Here is a 16,353-nt window from a genome sequence, read left to right on the forward strand (position 1 = left end):
AGACATACTTATCCACAAGTTATCCAGAAGTTATCCACATTATCCACAGCATCCACAAAGCAAAACCCCTGCCGCCATTCAGAGGTTGACAGGGGTTGTTTGACCTTACGGTGCAGGTTGTTCTGTCAAACGGATCGTAGCCGACTGTTTGCTGCTGCCGCGGTAGTACGTGACTGTGATCGTGTCGCCCACTTTTTTGTTGGTGTAGAGGTATTTGCGGAATGCCGCGGCGGTACGCACCGGTTTGCCATCTACGGCAACGATGACATCGTGTGGTTCCAATCCTGCCTGTTCAGCCGGAGTCCCCGATTGCACGTCCCGGATGAGAATGCCCGATTTCACGTCGTCGGGCAGTTGCAGTTCCGCCCAATATTCCTCGGGCAAGGCATCCAAATCCATGATGCTGGTCCCCAGGTAGGGACGAATCACCCGACCGTGTTGGATCAGATCTTGAATGATCGGTTTGGCTTCATTGATCGGAATGGCGAAACCGAGTCCCTCCACACCCTGTTCCGCGATTTTCAGTGTGTTGATACCGATCACCTGTCCCGCTACGTTGACGAGGGCGCCGCCGCTGTTGCCGGGGTTGATGGCAGCGTCGGTTTGAATGACGTCGATCGCCGTCGTATCACTCACTTGAATCGAGCGTTTGGTGGAGCTGATGACACCTGCGGTGACCGACTGGGAAAAGTCGAGTCCCAAGGGGTTGCCAATGGCGATGGCCGGTTCTCCGGGTTGTAACGTGTCGGAATTGCCCAGCGTCGCAATGGTTTTGACTCCGCGTGCCGGAATTTCCAACACCGCCAGATCCGTGACCGGATCAGCCCCCAGTATCTTGGCCGTCAATTTGGCACCGCCGTTGTCCTTGGGCAAAACCACCTGCACTTTTTGCGCGCCTTCAATCACATGGTTGTTGGTGATAATGCGCACTTTGTCGCCAACTTTTTCGAAGATGATCCCCGATCCCGTTCCTTTTTGCACGGTTCCCGGGTTGAATGGATCACCGGTTTCTTGCAGGTTGACCACACCCACCACTGCCGGGCGCACTTTTTTGGCGGCATTGATGATGTCTGAATTGACGCGAACGCTGACATTTTTCTGTGCCCCCGGTGCGTTTTGCAATTGCGGATCATTGGCAGCATACGGGGACAGCCAGCCGCTTTGCACCAGAGCTGGCATCAGCAACAACACCAGCAAACCGCCGATCAACCCGGACACAAGGGCGATCAGCCAAACGGATGCACGTCGCGGTTCATTCCCCCGTTCCCCTGAACCGCCGTTTCCGGAAGGGGGTGGTGGTCCCGGCGGTTGCGGCCCGCCACCGTGGTGCATCGGCCCAGACGATCCGTTCCCGCCTTGGGGTGGGGGATTAAACGAAAACTGCGGACGAAACGATGTTCCTGGATCATTCGACTGACCTGGATCCTGTGAATATTGTCGAAAGTCCAACGAAATCCCCGCCTCCTCACTGATTTCTCGCGATCGTTTTCATTATGCGAATGGTGCAATCATATTATACTAATTGGGAACTTGCGTCAGGAAGCGCTCGCACGGGGGGTGACGAGATTTTGCTTTTTTTGTCATATTGAGTTTATACCATATTGTCGAAGGTATAAACTGAAAAAATGATGAAACTACAGGCAAAAGAGGCCGACATCCGATTTGTCAGCAGCTTGGCCTGTTTTTGTGAAGAAGCGTCCACCGGCAGAACGTGTGTCGTATCTGGCATGGGTGGTAACGCATGAAGCAAAGGAGGAAAACGACAGGTGTCTCATGAGAAACGACCGCCGTTTACGCCGGAAAATCAGCGGTGGGCGGAATGGAGTATAGGTGCGGAGCTGGCTGATGTCAAACAGATGATCTATCATGATTCTCTATTGATCACGGCATTGATCGAGGAACTGATCGACAAAAGGGTGATTACCCGGGAAGAACTGGTTGAACGCGCTTGCCGTCTGGATCGGGAGTTGTTATCTCCCCGGCAACAGAATGAGGGAAGATGAACCGGGGAGATCAAGACCGTTTTTTCAACACAGGGCGGAGCGGAGTGGGTTGATCGTGACGGGTTTCCCACAACCGTACATGACGCCCGACGGTAAATTCGGCTTCCTCCAGCATTTGCTTCACTGTCATATGGGCCAATTCCGTCAAATTGTTGTCCCGGCTCAAATGCGCCAGATATACGTCCTCTCCGTTCCCCGTCAAAATGTCCGCCAACGCTTCGCCCGCGTCTTCGTTGGACAGATGGCCGACGTCGCTTAATATCCGGCGTTTCACATTCCACGGATAAGCGCCCATCCGCAGCATTTCCACGTCGTGATTGCTTTCGAAGATCAGGACGTCTGCACCAGATACGACGTCTTTGATGCGCTGGTTGACATACCCCGTATCCGTCACCAGGGCCAATAAGTGACCGGCATGCTCAAAACGGAAGCCGACCGGTTCGGCGGCATCATGGGATACGGGGAAGCTGTGGATGGTCAGGTTGCCGATTCCCCATGTGGTGCCGGTATCGAATACGCGACGGTTACGTTCGTCAATTGACCCCACGCTGGAAGGCAGGGCTTGCCAAGTGGCTTCGTTCATATATACCGGTATGTTGTATCGACGGGAAAACACACCCAGCCCTTTCACATGGTCGATGTGTTCATGTGAGACAAGCAGGGCTTGGATGGAAGCGGGGTCTACACCGATGGTTTTCAGATGTTGTTCCAGTTGTTTTCCGCTGAGCCCCGCATCTACCAGCACTCGGATTTCATCCGTCTCCACATACACGGCGTTGCCGGTGCTCCCACTGGCCAGTATGCTAAACCGCATATGTATTCCCCTTTACGTTGTTTCAATCGCTCCACCTTCGCCCTGCATGAAGCAGAGCAAGGTTGCTAGAAACCGGGGAGCGCAGGCACGAGCAGAAAATCGCTCGTGATGGGATTCCTGCGCTTTCCGGATCGATACGCAGTCGGGCTTGGGTCTTTCTCATCTGAGAAAAACGTTGCAGTCTGATCGGATTACCAAATGATCCCTAGTCGGGCGATTCGACAGCCCCCGTCATCGCGTTGACATAGTAGGTGTGGGGTTGGTTGTTTTTGTCCTGAACCACCACACGCCATACGGGGTACAGCACCATCGATTCCGCATCGTATTGTTGCCCGTGGTATCCCAACTCAATGATGGGGATCCGGGATTCCGCGGACACCTTTCCACTTTCGATCAGATTGAGCAAGGCGATATAGGCCGGTGTCACCCGTTGTCGGGTGTCTTCCGCACGGATGGACAACGGTGTCCATTGAATCTCTTTCAACCGGCCGTTTTCCAGGTTGGCTTCCACCTTTCCCTCAAACAGGGGGTATCCTTCCCACGTTTGATAATAAACGCGATTACCCGATTGCGGCAACACCATGTCCGTGCGATAGGTTGAAAAGTTTTCGATCTCCCGTCCGAGCAGTTGGTTCAAATCGGAAGGTCGGGATGCCGACGGAAAAAACTGTTTGATATAAACCCCGTCCTGCCGTTCCCATCCGTCCCCCGGCTGCGCCAAGTGGGCTTCCAACAGCGGGATGGTGGGCTGTTCTTCAGGGATGGACCGCCGAAGTTGAATCTTCTTGTTGGCCAACAATTGCTTCAGGTCATTCATCGTGGATTGCGCCACGTTCAGCAATTGGCTTCGTTCTTGCTGGATTTCCAACAACTGAACGGCCAAAAAGGCGTTCAGACATAGAAAGGCGAGTATCAGCACTGTTTTGGCTCGGTTCCAATCCATGAAGCGTCACCCCGTTGACAAGATGCGTGGATCGTTGTTGGCTGGCATGACAATCCACACCGGTTTCAATTTGACGTGCTCGTCTTTCATGTCTTCCGTTTGGTAACCCAAGAAGAGGTCACGTACGTTGGCTGGCTCGATGTGGGCTCGCTTCAGCAATGCGAGCACGTCGTCTTTGTTGGGGAGTTGGACCGCTTTTCTTTTCTGCGGATCGGAAGACAGGTACAACAACGAACGCTGATACATCGACACTTCTTCTTCGGTGCTTTCCAACTCGATTCCAAACGGGTCGAGATCCGGGTTTTTTTTCTGGATTGCAGTTGGCCAGTATACCGGCAAACCGTCGACGATCAGCCGGAAGTGGTATTGATTGGCGTCACTGTCCGTGTTTTGTGTGATACGATCCAGCAAGTAATTACCGGTCCATCCGCTGTGTTTTTTCACAAAACGGTTGATCCGATCCAGTTCCTGTGACGGGGGTACAGGTACCGTTGCCTTGGCAGAAGAGGTGTAGATCATCTCCTGATTTCGGTCGTCGTATTGCAAAAGACGCACGCTGTCTGTATAGAGCAAACGGTTCGTTATTGTCAAGCGGTTAACGAGCGTGGGATCGTTGAACAGCCAATTCTTCATGGCATCGATTTGAATCTTTTTCAATCCAAACACACTTTCCGTTGCCTTTGGTGGTTTTTTCGGCAGATAAAAGGCATGCGGAAACTTGGGAACCGGAGAGTTGGTGTCCAACGGGAACTTTCCGGTCGTATAAAAAGGGTCGACTGGTTCGGTCGGCTGTCGAGCAATTTCACCCAATACACTTTGAAAGCGTGGGATGGTAGTCTGTGCCTGGATCACTTTTTGTTCGCTGTCGGAAATGAACCAAGTGATAATCTGCTTGTTTTGGATGAACACCCAGATCCGGCTGACCCATTTCAGCTGGGACAGATCGATGTCATCCAGGTAAAAGGCGCTGATCACTTTCGACGGCACATCGCGGAAATAGCGCAGTTCCACTCCTGTTTCCTGCTGATACAGTTGATTCCACTGTTCGGCAGTAGGAGTGATGAGGTGCAGGTTTTCCAGCTTACCGGCGTGCAGGCTTTTGATCAGATTGTCGTAGCTAGGATTGCCCTTGCCGTTTACCTCCATTGGAATCCATGCCGTGGCACCGCTGTGGTGCCAGATGATCTGATGGGGGGCGACCAGTTCATACATCTGCTTTTTGTTGTATTTCTCACTTCCAATCTGCGGGCGGGTGACATACAGCTGTTTGTTGCCCTCATAGGAGGGGGAGCTGTACCACAGCAACCCTGTCTGTATAAAGCTAAGCAGAATGAGGAAAGTCAACAACGCCGATTTCATATGCTCTTTCATCGCACCACCTCGGGTTCGCAGGGCGGGAGAGAAAAGTAAACGGTGGTTCCGCGCTGGTATTCGCTGTCAATCCCGATTTGCCCGCCGTGTGCTTGCACGATTTCCTTGGCGATGGACAAACCTAAACCGGTACCGCCCATACTGCGCGAGCGGGCTTTGTCCACTCGGTAGAAACGTTCGAAAATCCGGGCGAGATCCTTTTTGGGGATGCCGATCCCGGTATCCGATACCGACACTTCCGCCGAACCATCTGAGCGCCGTCGTGCACGAACCGTGATGGTCCCGCCTTCCGGCGTGTACTTCACGGCATTGGACAGCAGGTTGTCCATCACTTGATCCATTTGGTCCCGGTCTACGTAAACCCGTGGCAACGGTTCGATTACATGGAGCTTGAGGTTGATCTCTTTTTGTTGGCATGGGACGGAGAAACGCTCGACCACCTTTTCCAGCATGCGGCGCAAATCGGTCGGTTTTTTGTTGAACCGGGTCTGTTTCGCATCCAGTCGGGACAGATGCAATAGATCTTGGATCAGACGTGCCATTCGATCTGCTTCCTGCAGGGTGACGGAGAGAAAGCGTTTGGCCAGTTCCGGTTCGTTGATCGCACCCTCGTCCAGAGCTTCCAGATAACTCTTGATGGTAGTGAGCGGTGTGCGCAATTCATGCGACACGTTGGCGACGAATTCTTTGCGCCTACGATCCAGTTTCTCCTCTTCGGTCACATCCTGCAAAACGGCGATCAACCCAACCATTTTTTGCCCGGAACGTTGGATAGGTGTCAAAGTGATCTTGATGATCTGCAATTCTTCCGTATCGCCAGCGTTCATCTCCAGATAAGTGACCCGTTCCTCTTCCAGCGGCAAAGTGATCGGGTCGGACAGAGGTAACACATCGTTGATCGGCTGTCCCAACGGGATTGGTTTGCCGAGCATTTCCTCGGCAGGTTGGTTGGAGACGATCGTTTTGCCTTCACGGTCAAAAGCCAACACGCCGTCACTCATGTTGGCCAGTACGGATTCCAGTTTCTTTTTTTCTTCCTCGTTTTCAGACAATGCATCACGCAGATGTTGAGCCAGATGGTTAAAGGCGGTGGCCAGCTGTCCGATCTCATCGTTGCTTTTGACCTCCACCTGACGGTTGAAATCCCCCTCGGCCATGGCGGTGGCTTGTTGAGTGATCGCCTTCACCGGACTGGTGATGGTGCGGGCGATGATAATCCACAACAACGAGGTTATCGCCATCGCGGCAAGCGGAATTTTGATCAGCTTGATGCTGATCCTGTTGATCGTGTCGTACATTTCCTCCATGGAGACTTCAAGGTAGACGGCCCCCACGATCCTTCCGTTCTTCTGAATGGGAACGGCGACCACCTTCATTCGGAATCCCGAGGCGGGATCGATGCGGACTCCTTCATATTTCCCTCTTTCCAGCGCTTGTGTCGCTTTGATGTTCTTTTGACCGATCACACTTTTGTTGTCCCCAGTCGTGCTGATCACGATGCCGTCTTTGTCCACCACTTGGAGGGTGGCCTGTTGCTTGTTGTAGGTGAACAACTTTTGGATGAGCTGATTGAGCTCTTCGATTTCCGTTTGGTTGTCCACACCCTTGCTGAGCAGATCGGACAAATCGGACGGCGTGGTCAGCACACGGATTTGGTTTTCCAGCGTCTTGTTGAATTCGGTGTAATAATATTTTTCCAATGACCGAAACAAGTAGACGCCGGTTAATTGCATCGCGATGAGGGTCAGTGAGAGATAGATGACGACTAGTTTCCATTGGATGCTTTGAAACATGCGAAACCAGTGCTTCATAGCCTCACCGCTCCACGGAGGGATCACGCATCGTGTATCCGATGCCCCGACGCGTGATGATGTATTTCGGCTGGCTGGGATCATCCTCCACCTTTTCCCTCAGCCGACGGATGGTGACGTCCACGGTGCGCACGTCGCCAAAATAGTCGTAACCCCACACCGATTGCAGCAGGTGTTCGCGAGTGAGCACCTGGTTGACATGTTTGGCCATATACAGAAGCAGCTCGAATTCCCGATGCGTCAGGTCGATCGGCTTGGCATGCTTGGTCACCGAGTAACTAACGGGATCGATCGTCAAGTCCCCGATCCGTATACGGGAATCCTCATCATCCTGCTTCTGCTCGGCCTTGTTTTGCTGAAATCTGCGCAAATTGGCTTTGATCCGGGCCAGCAGTTCCCGGTTGCTAAACGGTTTGGTTACATAGTCGTCTGCGCCGATTTCCAAACCCAGCACTTTGTCCACTTCCGAATCCTTGGCAGTCAGCATAATGATCGGAAACTGGTATTTTTGCCGAACCTGACGGCACACTTCGATCCCGTCTGTTCCAGGAAGCATCAAATCAAGCAACATCAGGTCCGGAGGGGAGGCAAACACCCGCTTCAGTGCGCTGTCCCCGTCGTATACGCATTCGACTTCGTATCCTTCTTTGCTCAGATTAAACTGCAAAATGTCGGCGATGGGACGTTCATCTTCCACGACTAAGATTTTCGCACACAAACGCAAAACCTCCCGATCGTCCTTATCCGCTTAATGTTTGATTCAACCACTGATCAAATGATTGCTCGACCGGTCGGCCGAAACATTGCCGCCATGCATCAGCAAAAGGGATGCCCTCGGCCAACATGCGGTGAAAGTGGTCGATCCGCTTGAATCCTTTCGTTTGCACCATATATCGGAAAAACAAAAAGCTTTCTCGGTAAGCCAATGCCTGATTGGGCAGCCGATCAAACAACCGGTCCAAATTACGATAAGAATACGACTGATGAGTACGCAAATCGTTGGCTTTCGTTTTCCACTCATAACCGAGTGCCCGGTATTCCACCCACTGGGCGAACGCTTCGGTGTACCATCTGGGGTAATTGCCCCTCGTTAACTGGTCCAAGTACAAATGGGCGAACTCATGGTACAACGGACCCTGGAAGTGGAAAATCTGCCGCCACTTCCACGGGTTTTCCTTGAGAGAAGCCGTTTGGTTCATCCAGCAGTCGGGATTGAGCAGATAGATGGCGCCTGCATAGTAGACGCCGGATGCAGAGACCCCCGGTTCCCATCCGAACCGTTCCCGTAATGATGCTCTATCCGGAAACAAATAGATGTGAACCGGCTGTTCGATTTGCCATCCCCAGGATGTTTGAAAATCATGTACTGTCTTCTCTGCTTCGTCGGCAATGACGGTCGCCTGTTCAGCCAACTTAGGCGGATAGGTCAATATAATAGACGGTTTGCGGATAGTAGCCCACTGATGAAAACGAAACTCATCCAGCAGTTGGTTTCCCTCATATATGACGGGTTGTGCCCATGAGATGCTCTGTCTGCTGAAAAATAAGAAAACCGCCACCCAAAGAAGGAAACGAATCCATCGTGCGGTTGTTTTCATTTTCGCACATTCCTTTCCTTGAAACAATGGGGGACTCGGCAGAGTAACACCCGTTTGATTTCTACCAGTTTAACACATTTTTGTTGATAGAAGGTTAGTGAGTTGATGGGAAATTTGGGCGAATGAACGATGTGCTGGGCAGATAGGGGTGAATATATTGGGTGGCAGAGGAGGACTTGACATGGAACGAAAAAGACAGATTCGTCATTATCAACAAATTGCGAGCAAACTCCTAAAAACGCGCGTGTTGGAAAAGACGGAATCACTTCGCCCGTTTTTGCCGGAAACACGGAGATATTCGACGGATGCATTGAAGCTGATGTTAAAACGATATCCGATCGTCTATATTAAGCCGGACAAGGGTGGGGGCGGTGGCGGGATCCTGCGTGTGCGGAAACAGGAGAATGACAAGTATGAAGTCCGCTTTCGCACACATACCAAAACCACTACCTGGAGTCAATTGGATGACCAGTTGCGATCCTGTTTCTTCGCGGGAAAACGTTATTTGGTCCAACAGGGGATCGAGCTGGCGACAATTGATGATCGGCCATTCGACTTACGCCTGCTGTTGCAGCGACCCAACAAGGATTGGAAACTGACTGGGATTGTTGCCAAATCAGCCGCACCTGGCCGCATTGTCACCAACCATTGCAAAGGCGGGAAGCCTGTGGATGCCGCCAAGGCACTGTTGACGGCGGCGGGTGGTGAACCGAAAACCGTAAAGCGTTGGGTAAAAGTGTTGGTTTGGCTTGGAATCAAAACGGCTGACGCTTTGCATGTCCAATTTACCGGATTGCGGGAGTTGGGAATCGACGTGGGATTGGATCGAAACGGACGATTCTGGATCTTTGAGGTGAATACGCGTCCGCAATTCCGGATGTTCAAGAAAATTGGGGATCGGAGTATGTACCGTAAAATCATGCAGTTTCATCGCAAGATCGTGTGAAGGAAATCGGTGGTGACCTAAAGAATACTCTATACAGTAAAATAGGGCGATCATCGCCCTGTTTTTCTTTGCAGAGGAATATTTTATCCCTAAACCAAAAATAAAAGAAAGGTCTTTTTTTCCTTTTCCCCTTTTTTCGACAAATCCTCCTGTTGCCATATACCAATGCGACTGTTAAACTCAATGGTAATAGAAGGTTTAACAGGATGAAAAAAACGACCGTCGGAAAATCAGTTAGCATACGCTTATAATTTTCGAGCGGAGGTGCCGGGACAATGGCGATTACGGTAGGAGTTTATATTGGTAAGAAGGACCGGCTCATTCGGTATTGGTATGAAATTCTCCCGCGTGGTCAGTTCCCGATCTTGGTGAAGTACTGCATCCAAACTTTCTTGCGCGGTACGTACTTTCCGCTGGCGACGGTGTGTGATCGTGAATTGTTAAAAGAGCAAATTTTGGGACGAAAGGATTTGCCGCCGACACAGCGCAATGTCACGTTTACAGAGGAAGACGGTCCGGTGTACGAATGGGTGGATCAGTTGATGAGCGGTTATCGCAGCGAAGAAATTAAGAACATTTTGAAACAAACCATCCTACATACCTTGGTTGAATCAGACACGTTTCATCCGGTAGCCCACCCTTCTGCATCGTCGACCCTGCAGGGAAATCACAGGGAACAAGGGATATATCCAACGATGCATGCCCATGGCGATATGGTTGTACCAAAGGCGAACACCTCTTCCAAACCGGGAAACGTCTCTGCGTATCCGCGTACGTATCATGCCGTTTCACCGGCGCCCGGCGGATATATCCATAACATGCCGCTCCAATCCCTGAAAAAAGATCGGCCGGAAATGGAAGATCCCTATGATTCCTGGGATGAGATTTATAACACGCTGACCTCACGCAATCGGAGAGATAGAGAGGAAACCCAGATGGAACGGGATCAGGCGGAGCAAGAATTTCATCGTTTGGTGAATCGATTGGGTTAGTCATATTATCGACCATCCTGCCCAGCTCCATCGGGAACTGGGTTTTTTGCTTGAAAAAATATGGAAGAAGCGTAAGGTTGATTGTACGGGGGCGCAGGACGCGGGCAATTTTCCTTTGCCCGCGTCCTGCGCTTTTTCGGTTCTGAAAAACATGTCCCGAGATGATCAGGCACATCCAACGCAGTCCTACTGATCACTGAGATGTTTTTTCGCAAGCTGCAATGCTTTCCGCACCTGTCCTTCCGCTTGGCGCAACAATTGCCGTGCGCGCTCTGGTGTTTGGTCCGTCAGCAGCGATATGATCGCCGTCTTCACTTCCTTGTCACATCGGAGCCATGCAGCCTCTGCTTCCTCGGGTGTAACCCCTGTGATTTGTCGAATGATGCGACGTGCCCGGTCCTCCAGCTTTTGATTGGAGGGCTGAAGGTCCACCATCAGGTTTTGATACACTTTCCCCATTCGCACCATCGTCGCTGTACTCAGCATGTTGAGAATCATTTTTTGTGCAGTTCCGGATTTCAAACGAGTGGATCCGACCAACACTTCCGGACCCACATTGACCTCGATCGGAATGTCCGCCAATTTCCCCAACACTGATCCCGGGTTGCAAGTGATAGCCACCGTCCGCGCGCCCGTCTGCTTGGCATACTTTACAGCACCGATCACATACGGTGTTCTGCCACTGGTGGCCAATCCGACAAGCAAATCCCGAGAGCAAAACCCGTGTTCTTCTAAATCCGTCGCCGCTTGCAGGGGATCATCTTCGGCGCCCTCCACTGCATGGCGCAAAGCGGTGTCGCCGCCCGCGATGATCCCTTGAAACCATGAAGGGTCCGCACTGAAGGTGGGCGGGCATTCGGATGCGTCCAACACGCCCAACCGACCGCTGGTGCCCGCACCGATGTAAAAAATGTGTCCTCCTTGTTTCAATGTATCTACCATCGCTTCCACCGCTTGCGCCACCTGAGGGAGGACCTCCCCTACAGCGAGTGGAACGCGCCGGTCTTCTTCATTCATCACACGCACGATTTCGAGGGCAGACATTTGATCCAAATCCCGAGTACGCTCGTTGATCTGTTCGGTAATCAGTCTGGACAAATCCGGTTCCATCATCGTTCCTCCTTACCCTGTTGACGCGAAGCACGGCCATCTTCACAGTGCACCGAGAGGGTTACCATTTTCCCCGCGAGCAACCTTGAGTTTGTACCCATACAGAAGAACGACTGATTGCCGTCAGGTCGTCAATGTCGTTCGGCCTGATGTGGTGGTGGCAGACTGATAATGTTGGTCCATCTCTTCCTTGTAACCGAAGAGATAGGTGATGGCAAACCCCGCTACGTAAGAGATGATGATCCCTATCAGATAGGAGGCGATTTGACCGTGCTGGATCAACAAGGCCAAAGGCAATCCCGATACCCCGATCGCGACAGAGGACACGCCCATCACCGCTTGAAACGCTCCGCCGACGGCCGCACCGATGCAAGCGGTTACAAACGGGCGTCCCAATGGCAGGGTGACCCCAAAGATGAGCGGTTCCCCGATCCCGAGGATACCCACGGGCAATCCGCCTTTGATGACGTTTTTCAGCGTACGATTTTTCGTTTTCAGATAGATGGCGAAAGCGGCACCCACTTGTCCCGCTCCGGCCATGGCCAGGATCGGCAACAGCGGGTCCAGTCCGGTTTTGTTCAACAACTCCATATGAATCGGCGTCAATCCTTGATGCAACCCGGTCATCACCAGCGGGAGGAACGTACCCGCCAACACAGCTCCGGCCACGATTCCGCCGTGATGGAGCAAGGAGGTCAATCCCAGTGTGATCCCATCGGAGATCCGGCCTCCCAGTGGTTGCAGGAACCAATACGTGGCTACCCCCGTCACCAGCAATGCCAGCGTCGGTGTGACGATGATATCGACGGAGGATGGGACCCAGCGTCGGATACGCTTTTCCAATACACTGATGAACCAGGCGGCGAGCAAAGCGCCAATCAACCCGCCGCGACCGGGAACGAGAGGCTCTCCGAACAAAGGGGGGATTTTCTCGATATCCTGCAAAATGATAAGACCACCCGCGACACCGCCCAAGGCCGGTGTGCCCCCAAATTCGCGTGCAGTGTTGATCCCGACGAAGACGGCAAGATACGCGAAAATCACTTTGCTGATCGCGTTCAGCATTGTAACCAGAGCACTTTTCTCGTCCAGATGTAGACTGTAGATCATCACATTGTTCAGTCCCATGATCATCCCACCGGCAACGATGGCTGGGATCAAAGGAACGAAAATGTTGGCCAGCCGGCGGAGAAAAAGTTTGAATGATGTACGATTTTGATCTTGGAGAGCAGCTCGGAAATCGCGTACCTCCCCCGATGGGATGCCAGTCATTTCGGACAGTTGCGCCGCTACTTTGGTGACGGTTCCGGGCCCTAGAATGATCTGAAGTTGATCGGTCGATGTGACAACCCCCAGCACGCCCTCCAGTGAACGAATCTCTTCCAGACGTACCGATTCCGTTTCTTTAGGCGTAACACGCAAACGGGTCATGCAGTGGCTGAGCGACGAAACATTGTCGGCACCACCCAAGTGTTCCAAAATCGCTTGGGCCAACGCCTGTTCCTTGGATACCATTTCGTCGATCCCCTTTCTGTCGTTTTTGCTACATTGTACTGGCCGAGCAGCAAAAACATGCTCGCAGAAAAGACACCCCTTTCATTACATTCATCCAATTTACAATATTTCCTTCATGTTCGCAGGCGAAATTCGTTTCGACGAAAAGAAGTGTCGATTGTTGAGATCTTTTGTCGAATGAGAGAAATCGGGAAGGAAATGGGGGAAATGAAGGGAAACATAAATGTCTAAAAAGAGAAGCTTCTATCTGATCTTGTCAATCAGAATGCGAAAAAGAACCGGACACGCACCAACCTCGAGGTGGTAGTATGGAATTGCTGCACGCGGTGGGGCAAAGAATGTTCTTTTGGATCGGAGAACCGACTGCGGAGCCTTTTCAGACGTTTGGTTCTATTGCGGGGATTCTGTTGGTCTCTGTCGTTCTGATCGTTTTGTTGTTCATGAAGCAGCAGTGGATCGAGCGATGCCCAACCCCCGCTTATATCATGGTGGTGACTGCCTGTTTGGTGGCGCTGGATGCGTTGACGGGAGATGGGAACAACATATGGCTGTATTTGTTGTGCCAGGGGATTGTCTCCGTACGACTGTCCGGTGAGAAGATGGGATGGACGACCTTATCGTTTCTCCTTTCCTATTTGATGATTTCTGGGTTGAACGGATGGCGGTCGCAACCGTGGTGGTTATTGATCTATCAGGCTCTGGCTTTCGGTATAATCGGATGGATGAGCTCGATGCTGCAAAAAGCCCGTTGGGAGGCCTCGCAGGTCAAACAAGAGAACCGACGTTTGTTGGTCAAAGTGGAGGAAGCGAATCGGCGTCTGCATGAATACATTCTGGAGCTGGAAGAGACGTCGCGTCGTGATTATTTGACAGGATTGTACAACTTCAGCGGGTTTCAGGAACAGGTGACCCGCAGTTTGGCCCGGTGTGGAGCGGGGCAGTCTTATCATGTCATCTGTGTGGATTTGGTGGATTTTCAACAGGTGAACATGAAGCAGGGCATCGATGCAGGCGATCAGATGCTGGTCATGTTAGCCCGGCAACTGAAGCGAAAACTTCCTCCCTATGCACAGGTGGCCCGCTACGACGGGGATCAGTTCGCGGTGGGAGTGATGGGGGATGAACAGGTGTTGCGCCAAAGCCTGGAGACGATCGAAGAGGTGATCAGTGGGTTGCGGGCGGAGAGCACATTGCTCAACTTTTGTCTGGGAACGGCTTCGTATCCGCAGGAAGCGACCAATGCTTCGGAGTTGATCCGCATCGCCGAGTATCGTCTTTCCATTGAGCAGCGGCGACTACGGCATCAGGAGGAGGAACGCCACCGCCATCTGGAGAAACTGTCCGCACTGGGTCAACTGGCAGCGGGACTGGCGCACGAGATTCGCAACCCGCTGACATCGATCCGCGGGTTTATCCAAATTTCCGCCAGGGAATCGGAACAGGTAAAAAAATGGGAATCCATCATATTACCGGAGATCGATAGGATCAATGATTTGCTGAAACAATTTCTCCATTTGAGCGAATCGCGACCCGCCCGGTTCACAGTGTTCAATCTGGATCAGCTGATGGAGGACGTACTCCGCCTGCTTCAACCCAAAACGATGTTGATGGGACATCAGTTGATCGTTCAACCCCCCGTTACTCCGGTTGTGATCGAGGCAGATGCCGAGCAATTGAAACAAGTGTTGATCAACCTGATCCAAAACGGATTGGAATCCTTGGGGGACGGTGGAAAGGTCACCGTTCGGTGGAAGGAAATGCGGGATCGCATCCTCATTCGGGTGGAGGATAACGGCAGCGGTATCAAGCCGGAACACATGTCACGTATTTTCGATCCGTTCTTTACCACCAAGAAGGACGGTACCGGCATGGGGCTGTCCATTTGCCACCGTATCATTTCCGATCATGGTGGGCAAATCCACGTGACCAGTCAGCCGGGCAGGGGGACCACCTTCAACGTCCACCTGCCCATCTGTCAGGTTTCCACAGAGAAACAGAGGTCGTCCACTGACAATCAGGATAGTTCCGGTACTTCCCAACAGGGGACAAGAAGCGAAGCCGAACACTTGGAGGAATCCCCGTTTCCTCTCTCGCGGAGACGACTTGCTTTGCATCCCTCCAAACTCCTGCGCTAAAATAGGATCGACAGGGGGCGAAGTGGGATGAAAAAAAACAAGTCCGGTTTCAATATCATTCGAAACGATTCCACCACTCACGGTGGATATGCTACGGGTACGCTCAATTTGAGCAATCTCTCTTCTGTTCTGATTGACGGGGATCAAGCCAAAATCGATTTGGGTCTGATCCATGCCAAAAGCGCAGTGGAGCGGGGAATCAAATGGGCGACGGATCTTGAACAGGTGCCCAACGGCAAAAAGTACTGGGTCGTTTGGGTAGCGGTGGATCGAAATGAAAAGGGACCGCATTATGCCGGTGTGACCGCGTGCTCGATGGTAATCGACCGGGAAGCGCGGATTGGATGGAAGATTCTCCCTGAGCACGTCAACCGGATGGATGATGCCCTGAAGCGGCGGATCAAACTGGCTGGGCTAAATGATGTGGAGAAAAAAGCGCTGCGCGATTTGCTGATCAGCCATAATGAAGAGATGTGGAACAATTCCGGTGACGAACTGAAACAGGCGTTGGCCACCACGGAAAATTGAACGCTGTGTGAACATTGAGCGGGGCTTATTGCCGCGCCTTTTTTGCAAGGATACACTAATAAATAAGGTAACGGAACCAAAGTTGCTAGGACGCCGAAACAGCGGGGAATACCCCGCTGTTTCGGTTTTGTTAAGCGTTTTCACCCATCCCTATCCTTTCCCCTGATATTCCCTGCCGTCAATGCGCATCATAGGGGAAAAGGAGGAGGACGAACCCCATGACCCACACTCATGACAACGATCATTTCGCACGTCACGGCGGTGTACACTTCGCTACACACGCTTCGACCGAAGAGATCAACCGTTTTGTACGGCAATTGCCAGCCGGGAAACGGGACAGTCTGTTTGAGGTATTGCAGGAACTGAATCAGGCCGGTTTGATCTCGTTGTACAACGACGGCGTCTGGACTGACGGTGAAGGACAGATCGGCGGAAGCGACGAGTGCTGAGTGAAGACCAAACACGCCCCAGTTCGCTCGGAGCTTCAGTAGGTAAATGATCCATATCGCGTGCGTGATTTTCCCGTGCTCGCTCCACCTGCGCCATGCAAGGAAGCTGGTCATGGCCGATTCAACCGGGGCGCAGGA

15 protein-coding genes are annotated in these 16,353 nt (G+C 52.1%); 6 read left to right on the forward strand and 9 right to left on the reverse strand.

Features of this window, described 5'->3' with window-relative positions:
• Positions 1 to 105: 105 nt before the first annotated feature.
• Complete coding sequence (locus NWF35_RS01370) at positions 106 to 1,449, reverse strand: S1C family serine protease (protein ID WP_301237302.1); 1,344 nt, start codon at positions 1,447 to 1,449, stop codon at positions 106 to 108.
• 317 nt (positions 1,450 to 1,766) lie between these two features.
• On the opposite strand from NWF35_RS01370, the gene NWF35_RS01375 reads away from it, so the two are divergent.
• Positions 1,767 to 2,003, forward strand: coding sequence for a hypothetical protein (locus NWF35_RS01375; RefSeq protein WP_301237303.1), 237 nt, complete (start codon positions 1,767 to 1,769; stop codon positions 2,001 to 2,003).
• Between the two features lie 10 nt (positions 2,004 to 2,013).
• On the opposite strand, the gene NWF35_RS01380 is transcribed toward NWF35_RS01375, so the two are convergent.
• The 6 genes from NWF35_RS01380 to NWF35_RS01405 form a co-directional block, all read right to left on the reverse strand.
• A complete protein-coding gene (locus tag NWF35_RS01380; protein WP_301237304.1) occupies positions 2,014 to 2,817 on the reverse strand; it encodes an MBL fold metallo-hydrolase in 804 nt (267 codons plus the stop codon).
• Between the two features lie 205 nt (positions 2,818 to 3,022).
• Positions 3,023 to 3,760 carry a two-component system regulatory protein YycI gene (gene yycI, locus NWF35_RS01385; protein ID WP_301237305.1) on the reverse strand — a complete coding sequence of 246 codons (738 nt, stop codon included), beginning with the start codon at positions 3,758 to 3,760 and terminating at the stop codon, positions 3,023 to 3,025.
• 6 nt (positions 3,761 to 3,766) lie between these two features.
• Positions 3,767 to 5,131: a YycH family regulatory protein gene (locus NWF35_RS01390; RefSeq protein WP_301237306.1), complete on the reverse strand. Its 1,365-nt coding sequence runs from the start codon at positions 5,129 to 5,131 to the stop codon at positions 3,767 to 3,769.
• Positions 5,128 to 6,942 (reverse strand): ATP-binding protein, encoded by a 1,815-nt coding sequence (locus NWF35_RS01395; RefSeq protein ID WP_301237307.1) that lies wholly within the window; start codon positions 6,940 to 6,942, stop codon positions 5,128 to 5,130. The genes NWF35_RS01390 and NWF35_RS01395 overlap by 4 nt, the downstream gene beginning before the upstream one ends.
• 4 nt (positions 6,943 to 6,946) lie before the next feature.
• Positions 6,947 to 7,660 carry a response regulator YycF gene (gene yycF, locus NWF35_RS01400; protein ID WP_301237308.1) on the reverse strand — a complete coding sequence of 238 codons (714 nt, stop codon included), beginning with the start codon at positions 7,658 to 7,660 and terminating at the stop codon, positions 6,947 to 6,949.
• 22 nt (positions 7,661 to 7,682) lie between these two features.
• Entirely contained in the window at positions 7,683 to 8,540 is an 858-nt protein-coding gene (locus tag NWF35_RS01405; RefSeq protein WP_301237309.1) for a peptidase MA family metallohydrolase, read from the reverse strand.
• A gap of 181 nt (positions 8,541 to 8,721) precedes the next feature.
• Here NWF35_RS01405 and NWF35_RS01410 point away from each other — a divergent pair, with 181 nt between their 5' ends.
• Positions 8,722 to 9,486 carry a YheC/YheD family protein gene (locus NWF35_RS01410; protein ID WP_301237310.1) on the forward strand — a complete coding sequence of 255 codons (765 nt, stop codon included), beginning with the start codon at positions 8,722 to 8,724 and terminating at the stop codon, positions 9,484 to 9,486.
• Positions 9,487 to 9,761: 275 nt separating this feature from the next.
• Positions 9,762 to 10,478 carry a hypothetical protein gene (locus tag NWF35_RS01415; protein WP_301237311.1) on the forward strand — a complete coding sequence of 239 codons (717 nt, stop codon included), beginning with the start codon at positions 9,762 to 9,764 and terminating at the stop codon, positions 10,476 to 10,478.
• 186 nt (positions 10,479 to 10,664) lie between these two features.
• On the opposite strand, the gene murQ is transcribed toward NWF35_RS01415, so the two are convergent.
• Complete coding sequence (murQ, locus tag NWF35_RS01420) at positions 10,665 to 11,591, reverse strand: N-acetylmuramic acid 6-phosphate etherase (protein WP_435873798.1); 927 nt, start codon at positions 11,589 to 11,591, stop codon at positions 10,665 to 10,667.
• A 120-nt stretch (positions 11,592 to 11,711) separates the two neighbouring features.
• Positions 11,712 to 13,103, reverse strand: coding sequence for a PTS transporter subunit EIIC (locus NWF35_RS01425; RefSeq protein ID WP_301237313.1), 1,392 nt, complete (start codon positions 13,101 to 13,103; stop codon positions 11,712 to 11,714).
• A 338-nt stretch (positions 13,104 to 13,441) separates the two neighbouring features.
• Between NWF35_RS01425 and NWF35_RS01430 the strand changes: the two genes are divergently transcribed.
• The 3 genes from NWF35_RS01430 (at position 13,442) to NWF35_RS01440 (ending at position 16,215) form a co-directional block, all read left to right on the forward strand.
• Positions 13,442 to 15,238, forward strand: a complete 1,797-nt coding sequence (locus tag NWF35_RS01430; protein WP_301237314.1) for a sensor histidine kinase — start codon at positions 13,442 to 13,444, stop codon at positions 15,236 to 15,238.
• A gap of 27 nt (positions 15,239 to 15,265) precedes the next feature.
• The gene (locus NWF35_RS01435; protein ID WP_301237315.1) at positions 15,266 to 15,766 is read left to right on the forward strand and encodes a YwhD family protein; all 501 of its coding nucleotides are present in this window, start codon (positions 15,266 to 15,268) and stop codon (positions 15,764 to 15,766) included.
• A gap of 218 nt (positions 15,767 to 15,984) precedes the next feature.
• Positions 15,985 to 16,215 carry a hypothetical protein gene (locus NWF35_RS01440; RefSeq protein WP_301237316.1) on the forward strand — a complete coding sequence of 77 codons (231 nt, stop codon included), beginning with the start codon at positions 15,985 to 15,987 and terminating at the stop codon, positions 16,213 to 16,215.
• Positions 16,216 to 16,353: the final 138 nt, after the last annotated feature.

It is taken from the genome of Polycladomyces subterraneus, assembly GCF_030433435.1.
Lineage (GTDB): Bacteria > Bacillota > Bacilli > Thermoactinomycetales > JIR-001 > Polycladomyces > Polycladomyces subterraneus.

Coding starts and splice junctions, on each gene's coding strand:
- NWF35_RS01425 (WP_301237313.1), bottom strand. CDS start 13,103: ATGGTATCCAAGGAACAGGCGTTGGCCCAAGCGATTTTGGAACACTTG.
- NWF35_RS01440 (WP_301237316.1), top strand. CDS start 15,985: ATGACCCACACTCATGACAACGATCATTTCGCACGTCACGGCGGTGTA.
- murQ (WP_435873798.1), bottom strand. CDS start 11,591: ATGATGGAACCGGATTTGTCCAGACTGATTACCGAACAGATCAACGAG.
- NWF35_RS01430 (WP_301237314.1), top strand. CDS start 13,442: ATGTTCTTTTGGATCGGAGAACCGACTGCGGAGCCTTTTCAGACGTTT.
- NWF35_RS01380 (WP_301237304.1), bottom strand. CDS start 2,817: ATGCGGTTTAGCATACTGGCCAGTGGGAGCACCGGCAACGCCGTGTAT.
- NWF35_RS01435 (WP_301237315.1), top strand. CDS start 15,266: ATGAAAAAAAACAAGTCCGGTTTCAATATCATTCGAAACGATTCCACC.
- NWF35_RS01410 (WP_301237310.1), top strand. CDS start 8,722: ATGGAACGAAAAAGACAGATTCGTCATTATCAACAAATTGCGAGCAAA.
- NWF35_RS01395 (WP_301237307.1), bottom strand. CDS start 6,942: ATGAAGCACTGGTTTCGCATGTTTCAAAGCATCCAATGGAAACTAGTC.
- yycI (WP_301237305.1), bottom strand. CDS start 3,760: ATGGATTGGAACCGAGCCAAAACAGTGCTGATACTCGCCTTTCTATGT.
- NWF35_RS01390 (WP_301237306.1), bottom strand. CDS start 5,131: ATGAAAGAGCATATGAAATCGGCGTTGTTGACTTTCCTCATTCTGCTT.
- NWF35_RS01405 (WP_301237309.1), bottom strand. CDS start 8,540: ATGAAAACAACCGCACGATGGATTCGTTTCCTTCTTTGGGTGGCGGTT.
- NWF35_RS01415 (WP_301237311.1), top strand. CDS start 9,762: ATGGCGATTACGGTAGGAGTTTATATTGGTAAGAAGGACCGGCTCATT.